Source organism: Oceanicella sp. (genome assembly GCF_056449545.1).
In genome coordinates, this window is the sequence record NZ_JBWOMN010000001.1 from 1 (window position 1) to 14651 (window position 14651).

A 14651-nucleotide genomic window follows, 5' to 3' on the forward strand; every position below is an offset into this window, starting at 1 on the left:
CCCCGCCGCCCCCGCCGCGCCGGCGCGCCGGCCGCCCCGAGGCCTGCCCGCCGGCGCCGAGATCGCGCCGCCGATCAGGCGCCCGTCGCCCCCGCCCCCCGCCGCAACCGTGGCCGCCGAGATCGCCGCCGCCTGCGCGACGCTTGACGAGTTGGGCGCGGCGCTGGCGGGCTTCGACCGCTGCGCGCTGAAGGGCGGCGCCCGCAACACCGTGTTCAGCGACGGCCACGCGGCGGCGCGGCTGATGGTGATCGGCGAGGCGCCCGGGCATGACGAGGACCGGGTCGGCAAGCCGTTCGTGGGGCGTTCGGGGCATTTGCTGGACCGCATGCTGGCGGCGATCGGGCTCGACCGGCGCAGCGAGGATCCGGCGCGCGGCGTCTACATCGCCAATGTCATCCCATGGCGCCCGCTGGCCAACCGCACCCCGGCCGAGGACGAGGTGGCCATGCTGCTGCCTTTCGTCGCGCGCCAGATCGAACTGGCGGATCCGCAGGTGATCCTGCTGCTCGGCAACACCCCGACCAAGGCGCTGCTGAACACCCCGAGCGGCATCACCCGCATGCGCGGCAAATGGACCGAGTGGCGCGGGCGCCCGGTTCTGCCAAGCTTCCACCCGGCCTATCTGCTGCGCTCGCCGGCGCTGAAGCGGGAAAGCTGGCGCGATCTTCTGGCGCTGCGCGCCCGGCTGGACGCGGCGGCGGAGGCCGGCGTTGCGGGCTGAGACGCCCGCCCCACCGGCGGATTGAAACCCGCCCTGCAGGCAACTGAAAGACAAGCGCATGAGCCGCATCGACGAGACTCTGGATTTCATCCCGCTGCGCATCGCGGTGCTGACCGTGTCGGACAGCCGCGACCTGGCCGGGGACCGCTCCGGCGACGTGCTGGTCGGGCGCATCGCCAGAGCCGGCCACCTGCTGGCGGCGCGCGAGATCCTGCGCGACGAGCGCGCCGACATCGCCGCGCGCCTGCGCGCCTGGGCGGCGGATGACGGCGTTGACGCGGTGATCTCCACCGGGGGCACCGGGCTGACCGGGCGCGACGTCACCGTGGAGGCGCATCGCGACGTCTACGACAAGGAGATCGACGCCTTCGCGACGATCTTCGCGATGATCTCGTTTCAGAAGATCGGCACCTCGGCGGTGCAGTCGCGGGCCTGCGCCGGGGTGGCGGGCGGCACCTACATGTTCGCGCTGCCCGGATCGCCGGGCGCCTGCAGGGACGGCTGGGACGAGATCCTGTCAAAGCAGCTCGACTATCGCCATCGGCCGTGCAATTTCGTCGAGATCATGCCCCGGCTGGAGGAGCATCTGCGGCGCAAGTGACGCGCGCCGCCTTTCAGCGCGCGACCAGCAGCGCCCCGGCGGCGATCAGCGCCACGCCCGCCCAGTTCGCGGGCGCGAGCCGTTCGCCCAGAAACGCCGCGCCGAAGATCGCCACCAGCACCACGCTCAGCTTGTCGATCGGCGCCACCCGCGCCGCGTCGCCAAGCTGCAGCGCGCGGAAATAGCACAGCCACGACGCGCCCGTGGCCAGCCCCGACAGGGTGAGGAACACGGCGGTGCGCGGCGACAGGCTCGACGGCGCCTGCCAGCCGCCGGTCGCCCCCAGCACCGCCGCGATCAGCGCCAGGATGATCAGCGTGCGAAAGAAGGTGGCGAAATCCGGGTTGACGCCCTCCACCCCGACCTTGGCGAAAATCGCGGTCAGGGCGGCGAAGCCCGCCGACAATACGGCCCATGCTTGCCAGGTCATCATGTGTTGCTCCCCATTTGCGGCGGCGGCCCATGGGGGCGCCGCGATTCAGACAAGCCGATCCGCCCCGGCCAGGTCCCGCGCCGCCTTGCGCGTCGCCTGCGCGGCGGTGGCGGCGAAACTCACCAGCGGCGGCTTGACGCCATGGGCGAACAGGGTGCGGCGCATGTCGTGGCCGGCGCCGCTCAGGATCACCTTCACCCCCTGACCCGCCGCCTTGCGCGCCAGCCCTCCGATCATGTTGGCGGCGGTGGAATCCAGGAACGGCGTCGCGGACAGGTCGATGATCAGCGCCCGGTGGGTGTCGGCGATCCGCTCCAGCACCGACCCGATCGACGCCGCGGCGCCGAAGAAGAACGCGCCGGTGATGCGGTAGACCACGATGTCGGGATCGGCGCCGGCGGTCTCGTCATAGGGCGCGCGGGCGCCGTTGGCGTCGTCGGCCTTGTCTTCGGCGACGAAGGGCGCGTGGGTCTCGATCGCCGTCACCTGCGACATGCGGTGGATGAACAGCGTCGAGCCGAGCGCGAAGCCGATGACGATGGCCTCGGTCAGGTCCCGGAATATGGTCAGCAGGAAGGTGGCGAGCAGCACCGCCGCGTCCCCGCGCGAGGCGCGCATCAGCATGGCGAAGCTTTGCTTTTCCGCCATGTTCCAGGCGACGACGGCGAGCACCCCGGACAGGCTCGCCAGCGGGATGTAGCGTGCCGAGGGAGCGGCGATCAGGATGAAGGCGAGCAGGAACAGGGCATGGAAGATCCCCGCCAGCGGGCCGTGGGCGCCGGCGCGGATGTTGGTGGCGGTGCGCGCGATGGCGCCGGTGACGCAGATGCCGCCGAACAGCGCCGAGGCGACGTTGGCGACCCCCTGCGCGGCCAGTTCGCAATTGGAGCGGTGTCGCCGCCCGGTCATGCCGTCGGCGACCACCGCCGAGAGCAGCGATTCTATGGACCCGAGCAGCGCGAAGGCGACGGCGTTGGGCAGCACGGCCATGATTTTCGCGGCGCTGATCTCGGGCAGCGCCGGCAGCGGCGGGCTGGAGGGGATGCCGCCAAAGCGCGACCCGATGGTGGCCACCGGCAGGTCCAGCGCCGCGGTGATCGCGGCGGCCCCCGCCACCGCGATCAGCATTCCCGGCCAGTGCGGGCGCAGCGCCTTGAGCCCGACCACCGCGCCGATGGTGGCGAGCGCGAGCGCCAGGGTCGCGGGATCCAGCCCCGGCAGGGCGCGCCACAGGACCGGCAGCTTTTCCAGCAGCGGTCCGGGTTCGGGTTCGGGCAGGGTGAGTCCAAGCAGATCCTTGATCTGGCTGGCGAAAATGATCACCGCGATGCCGGCGGTGAAACCGACGGTCACCGGGTAGGGGATGAATTTGACATAGGCGCCAAAGCGCAGCAGCCCGCTGGCGATCAGGATCAGTCCGGCGAGCATGGTGGCGAGGATCAGCCCCTCCATGCCATGGGCCTGCACCGTGCCCGCCACCAGCACGATGAAGGCGCCCGCCGGCCCGCCGATCTGAAACCGGCTGCCCCCGAGCGCCGAGACCAGGATCCCGCCGACGATCGCGGTGTAGAGCCCCTGCGCCGGCGTGGCGCCCGAGGCGATGGCGATGGCCATGGACAGCGGCAGCGCCACGATCGCCACCGTCAGCCCGGCGAGCGCGTCGGCGCGCAGATGCGCCAGCCCGTAGCCTTCCCGCAGCACGGTGACGAGCTTCGGGGTGAAAAGCTCGGCGAAGCTCGGGCCGGGGGCGGGCGGCGCCGGTCGGGCGCGCGGGGGCGAAGGGCGTGCGGTCATCTGGCGGTGCGGCCTTGGATCAAGGCGGCGGGGGCGTCGCTTTCAGTCGGCGATCCTCGTCGCGTCGGTTTTCGGTTTTTCAGGTGTTTCGCGCGGGTTTGACCGCGTTCTTGATCGCGGTCCCGATCGGGGGCGGGTCGGCGTCGGGGGCCGCGCGCGGCGCGCTGAACCGCACGCCGCGCCCGCCGCCCGGGCTCGGGGCGTTGTCGCCGATCAGCTCGATCCCGGCGCGGTTCAGGGCCTCGACCACCTTGGTGAGGGTCTCGACCACGCCGCGCACATTGCCCTCGCTCGCCTCCATGCGCTGGATGGTGGGGGTCGAGACCCCGGCCAGCCGCGCCAGGGTTTTCTGGTCGATGGCGAGCAGGGCGCGGGCGGCGCGCAATTGGGTGGCGGTGATCATCGGCGGTCTCGCGGCGCGAATCAGGACATGCGATGTTTATATACAGCATCGTCCAATGCATTCAACAAACATGCATTGTGATGTTTTATACATCAATTTCGCCGCCCCGCCCCGCCCCGCCGCCGCCCCGCCCCGACCCGGAAGCGTCACTTGCCGGCGCGCAGCACCGTGGCGCCCAGGGCGCCGGCCTCGGCGTCGGCGTAGTCCAGCGACATGCGGATGCTGTCGCCGCGCCGCCACAGCCGCGACAGGTCGTCGTAATGGCGCGACAGCGGGTGGCCGCTCTGCCCGGTGGCGATGATGAACCGCGAACTGTCCGGGTCGGCGAAATCCACCACCATGCGCAGGCCGGCGGCGTTCACCACCTCCTGCGGGGCGTCGCCATAGCCGCGCGACTGGGCGCGCAGCAGGGTGAAATCGCCGCCCGAGGCCTCGTGCTCGATATTCACCAGCGGCGCCAGCAGCCAGTTGTCGCCCAGCACCGGGTTCTTGTGGCGCGCCATATGCGCCTCGCCCCAGCGCCAGCCGCGCGGCGCGGCGCCGTATTTCGCCGCCAGCCCGCCCAGCGCGTCGTCGAGCGCCAGCCCCGCCATCTGCGCGCAGGTCTCGACCTTGGCGGTCTTGTCCACGTCGCACCAGATCGCGGCGCCGTCGATGTCGCGAAACACCCGTTCCACGAACACCGGGCGCGGCCCGGCGACGCGGCTGATCGCCGGGCCCAGTTCGTCGCCGGCGAGGCGGATGGTCAGGCGGCGCATCCATTCCGCGAAGATCAGCGGTTCGGGCGCGTGGGCCGACATTTCGCCGTTCCATTCGCCGAGCATCTCCAGCGCCTCGCGGCGGCGCGCCTTAACCGGGTCGGCGGGCACCGCCTCGCCGGTCCACCACAGGTCGCGCGCGATCAGCGGCAGCACCGCGCGCGCCATCTCGGACACCGCGTCGTTCTGCAGCGCGGCAGCGCTGTCGCCGGTGTGGAATTCGCGCAGCTTCAGTTGCTTTTCAATGCGGCGGATGCGGTAGGGATCGCCCCAGCGATAGCTGACATGCCTGGGGAACGGCGCGTCGCTGACGCGGTTGTTGGCGTTGGCCACGGCGCCGGATTCGGGGCGCAGCGCGCGCGGCTGGTCGGCGTAGTCCATGTAGCCGACCCAGTCATTCACCGCCGCCCAGCCAGGCGAGGGCAGACGCCCGCGCCCCTGGTTGCGCGCCTGGCGCAGCGGGATGCGCCCGGCGGAGACCATGCCCACGTCATTGGCGTCGGCCAGCATGACATTGATCGCGGGCGCCACATGCGCCGCCATCGCCGCCGCGCCCTGATCGATGTTGCGCGCCTGCATCAGCGCGAACGCGGCGGAAAACGAGGTGTCGTCCTCGGTGAGCGCGGTCCAGCTCAGCGCCGCCACATGGCCGGCGGGGGTGATCTCGCCGACCTTCATCTGGTCGGGCGGGATCACCGGGCCGTGGCGGGTCCAGCGCAGCGTCGTTTCCACCGAGGCGGCGCCGGCGACGGGGATCAGTTCGCGCCGGGTCGCAAAGGGGCGGGGGCCTTCGGGGGTCATGTATTCGTCGGGATTCTCGGGGTTGAGCTTTTCGATGTAGATGTCGGAATCGTCCGCGTAGCTGGCGGTCAGCCCCCAGGCGAGGTCGCGATTGCGCCCGATCAGCACCAGCGGCAGCCCGGGCAGGGTGGCGCCGATGATCCCCAGCGGCGCGTCGGTTTTTTCCCCGCCCCCGTCCCCCCCCCCCTTCCCCTCCCCGTCCCCGTCCCCGTTCCCCGGCAGATCCAGCCGCGCCAGCATCCACAGCGACGGCGCCGAGATCCACAGATGCGGGTCGTTGGCCAGGATCGGCGCCCCCGCGGCCGCCCGCTTGCCGCTCAGCGCCCAGGCGTTGGAGGCGCCGCCGCGCCCCGCCGCCGGCAGCGCCTGCAACGCCTGCGCGCGGCGGGCGGGCGGCGCGAATCGCGCGTCGGGCAGCAGCGCGGCGTAGCCCGGGGCCTCGATCAGCGCGCCCTCCGGGTAATCGGGCAGGATGTCGCGCAGCCGCGCCGGCGGCAGCAGCAGCGACAGCGCCGCGCGCCGGGTTTCGGCCGCCGCCTGATCGGTGAGGCGCAGCGCCATCAGCTTGGCGATCGCCAGGCTGTCGGCGGCGGTCCAGGGCGCGATGTCGCCGGGAAACAGAAAGAATTCCGGCGCGCCGCGGCCCAGCGCCTCCTCGCCCACGGCGCGGATATAGGCGTTGACGCCGCGCGCGTAGGCCTCGAGCGCGGCGCGGGCCTCCGGGGTCTGGCGCGGCAGGGCGGCCCGGGCGAGGCGGCGCAGGTCCAGCGCGCGCATCATCCGATCCACGGGCAGCGTCGCGGCGCCGAACAGCTCCGACAGGCGGCCCTCGGCGGTGCGCCGGTTGATTTCCATCTGCCACAGCCGTTCCTGCGCATGGACGAAGCCGAGCCCGAAAAACGCGTCCGCGTCGGTCTGCGCGCGGATATGGGGCACCGCGTAGGCGTCGCGCAGGATGCGGATGTCGCCCGAGGCGCCCGTCACGTCGAAATCCCGGTCGTAATCGGGCAGCGAGCCGCTCAGCACCGTGTAGGCCAGGGCCAGCGCCGCCAGCCCCAGCGCCGTCATCGCCGCGAAGGCGCGCAGCAGCCATTTGAAGATCACGGTCATGGTCTTGGGTCGGGTTCCCGGATCGGAGTATGGGGCGGAACGGGCCGTATGCAGGATCGGGCGGCGGGTGGAAAGGGGGAATCCGGGGCGCCGATTCTCCGGATCGCTTGACCTCAACATTCCGGCGGGCCAGTTTCCAGCCTCAAATCGCACGACAGTCAGGGAGCTTGGGCAATGGCGAAAACCGCTTTCATCGGGTTGGGGGTCATGGGCTATCCCATGGCCGGGCATCTGGCCGCCGCGGGCCACGAGGTCACGGTCTACAATCGCACCCACGCCAAGGCCGAGGCCTGGGCGGCGCAGCATGGCGGCAAGGTTGCGGTCAGCCCGGCGGGCGCCGCCGAGAGCGCCGAATTCGTGTTCGCCTGCGTCGGCAATGACGACGATCTGCGCGCGGTGACCATGGGGCCGGGCGGCGCCTTCGAAAGCCTGGCGCCGGAAATGGTGTTCGTGGACTGCACCACCGCTTCGGCCGGGGTGGCGCGGGACCTGCACGCCCACGCCGCCGAACACGGCGCGCATTTCATCGACGCGCCGGTGTCCGGCGGGCAGGCGGGGGCCGAGAACGGCGCCCTGACGGTGATGTGCGGCGGCGAGGCCGCCCCCTTCGCCCGCGCCGAGCCGGTGATCATGGCCTTCGCCAAGGCCTGCCGGCTGATGGGGCCGTCGGGCGCCGGGCAGCTTACCAAGATGGTCAACCAGATCTGCATCGCCGGGCTGGTGCAGGGCCTGTCCGAGGGGCTGGCCTTCGCCGAGAAGGCCGGGCTCGACGGCAAGGCGGTGGTCGACGTGATCTCGAAGGGCGCGGCCGGATCGTGGCAGATGGAGAACCGCTTCGAGACCATGCTCGACGACGAATTCGAACATGGCTTCGCGGTGGACTGGATGCGCAAGGATCTGGGGATTTGCCTGGCCGAGGCCAACGAGAACGGCGCCGCGCTGCCGGTGACGGCGCTGGTGGATCAGTTCTACAAGGACGTGCAGGCCATGGGCGGCGCGCGCTGGGACACCTCGTCGCTGATCCGCCGCCTGCGCTGAGCGTCGGGCGTCGAAGGTCGGGCGCCGCGGCACGGCCTCGCCATTGGCTTTCAGGCGATCCTCACCTTGGCGTTGAGTGCCGGATCATTCGATCCCGGGGCAATTTCAATCAGGGCTCGATCGCCTGTTTTCGCTGCGTTCATCCGTGTGCCCGCCATGTCGGGCAATGCGTTCGCGGTCCCGGCCCCCTTGCGACGACGATCGACGGCGCCGCAAGGGACCGCGCGCGCCGGGCGAAGATGCCGGCGCAAGCCCGCAAGCGGCGCCCCGGGGGGCCGCCGCTTGCGCGTTTCAGCGCTTGATCTTGGTGTATTTCGCGCCGTCGAGGCTGACCCCCGCCATAAGGCCCTCTTCGCCGAAGGTGATGGCGATCACCGGGCTTTGCGCGGTGATGTTGGTGATCCCCGCCTGCTTGCCGCCCTTGTCGAGCAGGGTGTATTCGGCGCTTGCGCCCAGTTCCCAGCCCTCGGAGCGGCGGAATTTCTCCAGCGCCGCGGTGGTCATGAACAGCAGCGCCTGCGAGGTGCGCTGCGCGCCGGCCTGCAGGCCGAAGCTGGCCTCGGTCACGGCGTAATAGCCGACGGTCTGATCGCCGATGCGCAGCGCGCCCTCGCCATAGGCGCCGCCGATCAGCAGCCCGGCCTTGTTGATCTCGGGCATGATCAGCACGCCGCGCGCCTTGTCCAGCAATTCGCGGGTCTCGGGCGAATTGGCCATCAGGCGGTTGAGCGCCTTGTCGGCCTTGTAGTTGATGATATGCGCGTCTTCGGCGCCCGCCATCGCCGGGACGGCGAACATGGATATGGCGGCGAGCGCCGCCATGAACCTGCGTCGATTGGGGCCTCTCATGGGCTTTCTCCTCTTGCCTCGCGTCGGCGCGCCGGGGCGCCTCTCGCCCCTGCATAGTGGCGATTGCTTGTGGCCGCGGCAAGGCGAACCCGGTCTGGATCGGGGCTCAGGCGCCCAGCAGGATCTCGGCCACGCGCGGCGCGTGATAGGTCAGCACCCCGTCGCAGCCGGCGCGGCGGAACGCCAGCAGGGCCTCCAGCATCGCCTTGTCGCCGTCGATCCAGCCATTGCGCGCGGCGGCCTCGATCATCGCGTATTCGCCCGACACCTGATAGGCGAAGGTCGGGGCGGCGAAGGTGTCCTTCACCCGTCGGCAGATGTCGAGATAGGGCATCCCGGGCTTGATCATCACCATGTCGGCGCCTTCCTCCAGATCCGAGGCCACCTCGCGCAGCGCCTCGTCGCTGTTGCCGGGGTCCATCTGGTAGGTCTTCTTGTCGCCCTTCAGCGCCCCCGAGGCGCCGACCGCCTCGCGGAACGGGCCGTAGAAGGCGGAGGCGAATTTCGCCGCGTAGGACATGATCATCACGTCCTGGAAATCGTTGTCCTCCAGCGCGCGGCGAATGAAGCCGATGCGCCCGTCCATCATGTCCGAGGGCCCGAGGATGTCGGCCCCGGCCTCGGCCTGCGCCAGCGCCTGCTTTTCCAGCGCCGCGAGGGTCTCGTCATTGACCACCACGCCATCGCGCAGGATGCCGTCATGGCCGTCGGAATTATAGGGGTCGAGCGCCACGTCGAGCAGCACGCCGATCTCGGGCACGGCGCGCTTGATGGCGCGCGTGGCGGCGTTGACGAGGTTCTTCGGGTTCCAGGCCTCTTCCGCGCCGGGGGTCTTGACCGCCGGGTCGGTGTAGGGAAACAGCGCGATGCAGGGGATGCCCAGATCGGCGGCCCGGCGCGCCGCCTCCACCGCCCGGTCGATGGTCAGGCGCGACACGCCGGGCATGGCCTCGACGGGCTGTTCCTGATCCACCCCGTCGACCACGAAGATCGGCCAGATCAGGTCGCGCGCGCTCAGTTCGTGTTCGCGCGCCATGTCGCGGATCCATGCGGCGCGGCGCAGTCGGCGCGGGCGGGAATACGGGAAAGGGGCGATGCGCGGGTGGGTCATGGGGGCTCCTCGGGGCTGGCTGCGATCCCGAATGCCACGGACGCGGCGCGGCGGCAAGCCGGGGCGGCGGCGGCTGGGCGGATCAGTCGCGCGCCGCCAGCCACGCGCGGATCAGCGCGCGATGCCGCGCGCCGTCATAGCTCCGATAATGTCCGCCATGCACGACCCGCGCCGGCAGGTCCAGCAGCCGGATCATCGAGCGGCGATACTGGGCCTGCTCAAGATCGCTCTCGCCCTCGATCAGCGGGCCGTCATAGACGATGTCGCCGGAAAACAGCACCCCGCTCGCCGCCTCCCACAGCGCGATGCCGCCGGGCGAATGGCCGGGGGTGTGGATCACCTCGAACGCCCGGTCGCCCAGATCGATCACGTCGCCGTCGTCGAGGATCCGCGTCGCCGGGGCCTTGCGCACCGCGTAGGCGGTCGAGACGTAGGGCGCCGGCGGCATGCGGGTGAAGATGTCGTCGCGGGCGTATTTTTCGGCGAAGGTGTTGGCGCGGGTCGGGGCGGCGAGCAGGCCGGCCTCGGCGCGATGCACGGCGCGGTCGGGAAATTCGTGATGGCAGCCGATATGATCGAAATGGGTGTGGCTGGCGATTGCGGTGAGCGGGCGTTCGCTGACCAGCGGAATCCAGTCGGTCAGCGACACCACCCCCATGCCGCTGTCCACCAGCATGTCGCGGTCGCGCCCGCGCACATGCCAGATGTTGCAGCGGTAGAATTCGCGGATATGCGGTTCGCTGACATGGGTCACGCCGTCGCCAAGCCGACGCAGCGCGTACCAGTCCTCGGGACGGGCGCGGGGCGGGTCGGCCTGGGGCGGGGCGGCCTGGGGCGGATCGGGCGGCATCGGGGCTCCTTTCGCTGCGCCGCCAGCATGATCGCGCCGCCTTGCATTGCCAAGCGAATCCGATGACGGCATAGTCGCGCTCCCCGGCGCGCGGGTTCCGCGCCGCCGTTCATGGCGTGAGCCCACCTGTAAAAGTTCCAGTCGCCTCATGTTCGACACGACGACGTTCTTCTCGGTCTGGTACTGGATGCTGACCGCCGTCTTCTGGTCCATGGCCTGCCATTTCACCCATGGCGTGCCCTATGACCTGCTGCGCCGCGCCATGCGGCTGGGCGGCGAAGACGCGCGGCTGTTCGATGCGCTGGCGCGGCGCAGCCTGATGCGCATTGATCTGGGGATGCGCCGCTACGGGGTGGCGGCGGCGGCGGCCGTCGGGTTCCTGCTGGCCGCCATCGGCGTGCTGGCCTTCCTGTCCGATCTGGAACTGGCGCAGGGCCTGTTCCTGCTGTTCGCGCCGGCCGCCTGGATGATGACCCTGTCCCTGCGCGAGGCGCTGGCGCTGCATCGCGCCCAGCCGGCGCCCGATATCCTGATGCGGCGCTTCATGATCCGGCGGCGCATCAATCAGACGCTGGGCATGATGGCGGTGTTTTTCGCGGTGGCGTTTTTCGCGGTGCGGCACGCGGACCGGATTTTCCTGTATTCGATGTGAGCCGCCCTCGCGCCCGGGTTGCGCGCGCCGGCGCCCTGCGCTAACCCGCGCCCATGGCTCAGACGAAACCCCTTGCCCCCGGCACGGTGCTGACCGGCGGCGCGCCCGAAGGCTATGACGCGAAGCTGGTCGCGGACCTGACGGCGCGCGCCGACGGCGCGGTGATCCACGTGGCCCGCGACGACGCGCGCATGGCGGCCTTTGCCGAGGCGCTGGCGTTCTTCGCCCCGAACATCCCGGTGCTGCGGTTCCCGGCCTGGGACTGCCTGCCCTATGACCGGATCTCGCCCATCGCCGAAATCTCCGCCCAGCGCATGGCGGCGCTGGCCACGCTGGCCCGCGGGTTGCGGGCGGGCGCGCCCTGCGTGATCCTGACCACCATCAACGCCGCCATGCAGCGCACGCCGGCGCGGGCGGTGGTCGCGGCCTCGTCCTTCGTGGCCGAAGTGGATCGCACGCTCGATCTCGACGCGCTGAAGGATTACCTGGCGCGCATGGGGTTCAACCGCGCCTCGACGGTGACCGAACCCGGTGATTTCGCGGTTCGCGGCGGGGTGGTGGACATCTTTCCGCCCGGCGCGAAACGCCCGGTGCGGCTGGATCTGTTTGGCGACACGCTCGACGGCGCGCGCCGCTTCGATCCCGAGACCCAGCGCGCCACCGCCCGCATGAAGCGCGTAGAACTGGCGCCGGTCTGCGAGGTGATCCTGGATCCGGACTCCATCGCCCGGTTCCGCAAGACCTACCGCGAAAGCTTCGGCGCCGCCGGGCTCGACGATCCGCTCTACGAAGCCGTCAGCGCCGGGCGCAAGCATCAGGGCATGGAGCATTGGGCGCCGTTTTTCCATGCGGAAATGGAGACCCTGTTCGACTACCTCCCCGGCGCGCCGGTGTCGCTTGATTCGCAGGTCGAGGAAGCCCGCGCCGCCCGCTGGGACACCATCAGCGACCACTACCAGCACCGGCGCGAGGCGTTGGCCCGGAAAACCACCATGGGCGCGCCGGTCTACAAGCCCTGCCCGCCGGAATCGCTGTATCTGACGCAGGCGCAATGGGTCGAAGCCCTGTCCGGGCGCGCCGTGCGCCCGCTGTCGCCCATGCCCCAGCCCCCGGGGCCGGGCTGCATCGACGCCGGCGGACGGCTGGGGCGCAACTTCGCCCCCGAGCGCCAGCAGAGGGACGCGCATGTGTTCGACGCGCTGGCCGCCCACATGCGCGCGCTGGCCCTGAAAAAGACCGTCGTCTTCGCCACCTATTCCGAGGGCGCGCGCGATCGCGTGAAAACCCTGCTGGAGGACGCGGGGCTCGAGGCGCTGAAGCTGATCGACCGGTTTTCCGACGTGCAGCGCGGCGTCAATCTCGCGGTCTGGGGCATCGAGGCGGGGTTCGAGACGGACAAGCTGGCGGTGATCGCCGAACAGGACGTGCTCGGCGACCGGCTGATCCGCGCCCCGCGCCGGCGCAAGCGGGCCGAGAATTTTCTCACCGAGGCGGCGGGCCTGTCGGTGGGCGATCTGGTGGTGCATGTTTCCCATGGCATCGGCTGCTATCGCGGGCTGGAGACCGTCACCGCCATGGGCGCCCCCCATGACTGCGTGAAGCTGGAATACGCCGGCGGCGACAAGCTGTATCTGCCGGTGGAGAACATCGAATTGCTGAGCCGCTACGGGCAGGAGACCGGGCTGCTGGACCGGCTCGGCGGCGGCGCATGGCAGGCCAAGAAGGCCAAGCTGAAGGCGCGCATCCGCGACATGGCGGAGAAGCTCATCAAGGTGGCCGCCGAACGCGCCCTGCGCTCGGCCGAAAGGCTCACCCCTCAGCATGGCGTATGGGAGGAATTCTGCGCCCGCTTCCCCTATCAGGAAACCGAGGACCAGCTCGGCGCCATCGAGGACGTGCTCGACGACATGGCGTCCGGGCGCCCCATGGACCGTCTGATCTGCGGCGACGTGGGCTTCGGCAAGACCGAGGTCGCGATCCGCGCCGCCTTCGTCGCCGCCATGTCCGGGGTGCAGGTGGCGGTGGTGGCCCCGACCACCCTGCTGGCCCGCCAGCACGCCAAAAGTTTTTCGGATCGTTTTCGCGGATTGCCGATCCGGGTGCGGCAATTGTCGCGCTTCGTCACCGCCAAAGCGGCGGCGGAAACGAAAAAGGGCATGGCGGACGGCGAGGTGGATATCGTCATCGGCACCCATGCCCTGCTGGCGAAAAACGTCAAATTCGCCAATCTCGGCCTGCTGGTGATCGACGAGGAGCAGCATTTCGGCGTGCGCCACAAGGAACGCCTGAAGCAGCTTCGCTCCGACGTGCATGTGCTGACCATGACCGCGACGCCGATCCCGCGCACCCTGCAACTGGCCATGAGCGGCGTGCGCGAATTGTCGATCATCGCCACGCCGCCGGTCGACCGGCTCGCCATCCGCACCTATATCGCGCCGTTCGACGCGGTGACCCTGCGCGAGGCGCTGCTGCGCGAACATTACCGCGGCGGCCAGTCCTTCATCGTCTGTCCGCGCATCTCGGATCTGGGGGCCATGGAGGATTTCCTGAAGGATCAGGTCCCCGAGGTGCGCTACGTGATCGGCCACGGGCAGTTGCCCGCCAGCGAGCTGGACCAGAAGATGAACGCCTTCTATGACGGGCAATACGACGTGCTGCTGGCCACCACGATCGTCGAATCCGGGCTCGACATCCCCGCCGCCAACACATTGATCGTGCATCGCGCCGACATGTTCGGCCTCGCGCAGCTGTATCAGATCCGGGGCCGGGTCGGGCGCTCGAAGCTGCGCGCCTACGCCTACATGACCACCGAGCCGCGCAAGCGCCTGACGGCGGGGGCGGAAAAGCGGCTGAAGGCGCTGGCGGGGCTCGACAGTCTCGGGGCCGGGTTCAACCTCGCCAGCCACGATCTCGACATCCGCGGGGCCGGCAATCTGCTGGGCGAGGAGCAATCCGGGCAGATCCGCGAGGTCGGCTACGAACTCTACCAGGACATGCTGGAGGAGGCGATCGCCAAGATGAAGGCCGGCGAGATGGAGGGCCTGTCCGACGCCGACGACGACGGCTGGTCGCCCCAGATCAATCTCGGCCTGCCGGTGCTGATCCCGGGCGATTACGTGCCCGATCTCGACGTGCGGCTGGGGCTGTATCGCCGGTTGTCGGGGCTGGAGACGCGCGAGGAGCTGGAAGGCTTCGGCGCCGAGCTCCACGACCGTTTCGGCAAGCCCCCGAAAGAGGTCGAGACCCTGCTGCGCGTGGTGCGGGTCAAGGGCATGTGCCGGCGCGCCGGAATTTCGAAACTTGACGGCGGGCCGAAAGGCGCGACGGTGCAGTTTCGCAACGACAGGTTCGCCAACCCCGCCGGGCTGGCGGACTGGCTGCAGGCGCAGAACGGGCTGGCCAAGATCCGCGACAACAAGATCGTGGTGCGGCGCGACTGGTTCGACGACGCCGCCAAGATCAAGGGCGCCTTCGGCCTCGCCAGGGATCTGGCCATGGCGGCGAAACCGGGCTGAAGCGCGGCGCGG

At 70.3% G+C, this 14651-nt stretch carries 12 protein-coding genes; 5 read left to right on the forward strand and 7 right to left on the reverse strand.

From position 1 onward, the window contains the following. Both AC1HC7_RS00005 and moaB read left to right on the forward strand, forming a co-directional pair. Window positions 1-724, forward strand: a 724-nt coding sequence (locus AC1HC7_RS00005; RefSeq protein WP_479498516.1) for a uracil-DNA glycosylase, incomplete at its 5' end; no start/stop codon positions are given. A 58-nt stretch (window positions 725-782) separates the two neighbouring features. Then, window positions 783-1325, forward strand: a complete 543-nt coding sequence (gene moaB, locus AC1HC7_RS00010) for a molybdenum cofactor biosynthesis protein B (RefSeq protein WP_479496623.1) — start codon at window positions 783-785, stop codon at window positions 1323-1325. 13 nt (window positions 1326-1338) lie between these two features. On the opposite strand, the gene AC1HC7_RS00015 is transcribed toward moaB, so the two are convergent. From AC1HC7_RS00015 to AC1HC7_RS00030, 4 genes are all read right to left on the reverse strand, one after another. Continuing rightward, window positions 1339-1755: an EamA family transporter gene (locus tag AC1HC7_RS00015; protein WP_479496624.1), complete on the reverse strand. Its 417-nt coding sequence runs from the start codon at window positions 1753-1755 to the stop codon at window positions 1339-1341. 48 nt (window positions 1756-1803) lie between these two features. Continuing rightward, window positions 1804-3552, reverse strand: coding sequence for a SulP family inorganic anion transporter (locus AC1HC7_RS00020; RefSeq protein ID WP_479496625.1), 1749 nt, complete (start codon window positions 3550-3552; stop codon window positions 1804-1806). A 79-nt stretch (window positions 3553-3631) separates the two neighbouring features. Next, entirely contained in the window at window positions 3632-3955 is a 324-nt protein-coding gene (locus tag AC1HC7_RS00025) for a helix-turn-helix domain-containing protein (RefSeq protein ID WP_479496626.1), read from the reverse strand. Window positions 3956-4101: 146 nt separating this feature from the next. After that, window positions 4102-6624, reverse strand: a complete 2523-nt coding sequence (locus AC1HC7_RS00030; RefSeq protein ID WP_479498517.1) for a penicillin acylase family protein — start codon at window positions 6622-6624, stop codon at window positions 4102-4104. Window positions 6625-6798: 174 nt separating this feature from the next. Here AC1HC7_RS00030 and AC1HC7_RS00035 point away from each other — a divergent pair, with 174 nt between their 5' ends. Next, a complete protein-coding gene (locus tag AC1HC7_RS00035; protein WP_479496628.1) occupies window positions 6799-7662 on the forward strand; it encodes an NAD(P)-dependent oxidoreductase in 864 nt (287 codons plus the stop codon). 291 nt (window positions 7663-7953) lie between these two features. Here AC1HC7_RS00035 and AC1HC7_RS00040 read toward each other — a convergent pair whose 3' ends face one another. The 3 genes from AC1HC7_RS00040 to AC1HC7_RS00050 all read right to left on the reverse strand — a co-directional run bounded on the left by AC1HC7_RS00040 (window position 7954) and on the right by AC1HC7_RS00050 (window position 10472). Next, the gene (locus AC1HC7_RS00040; protein ID WP_479496629.1) at window positions 7954-8511 is read right to left on the reverse strand and encodes a lipid-binding SYLF domain-containing protein; all 558 of its coding nucleotides are present in this window, start codon (window positions 8509-8511) and stop codon (window positions 7954-7956) included. A 106-nt stretch (window positions 8512-8617) separates the two neighbouring features. After that, the gene (gene hemB / locus AC1HC7_RS00045; RefSeq protein ID WP_479496630.1) at window positions 8618-9622 is read right to left on the reverse strand and encodes a porphobilinogen synthase; all 1005 of its coding nucleotides are present in this window, start codon (window positions 9620-9622) and stop codon (window positions 8618-8620) included. An 82-nt stretch (window positions 9623-9704) separates the two neighbouring features. Further along, entirely contained in the window at window positions 9705-10472 is a 768-nt protein-coding gene (locus tag AC1HC7_RS00050) for an MBL fold metallo-hydrolase (RefSeq protein ID WP_479498518.1), read from the reverse strand. A 148-nt stretch (window positions 10473-10620) separates the two neighbouring features. On the opposite strand from AC1HC7_RS00050, the gene AC1HC7_RS00055 reads away from it, so the two are divergent. Beyond that, on the forward strand, window positions 10621-11124 hold the full coding sequence (locus AC1HC7_RS00055; RefSeq protein ID WP_479496632.1) for a hypothetical protein: 504 nt from the start codon (window positions 10621-10623) through the stop codon (window positions 11122-11124). Between the two features lie 53 nt (window positions 11125-11177). Beyond that, entirely contained in the window at window positions 11178-14639 is a 3462-nt protein-coding gene (gene mfd, locus AC1HC7_RS00060; protein WP_479496633.1) for a transcription-repair coupling factor, read from the forward strand. The last annotated feature ends 12 nt before the right edge of the window (window positions 14640-14651 follow it).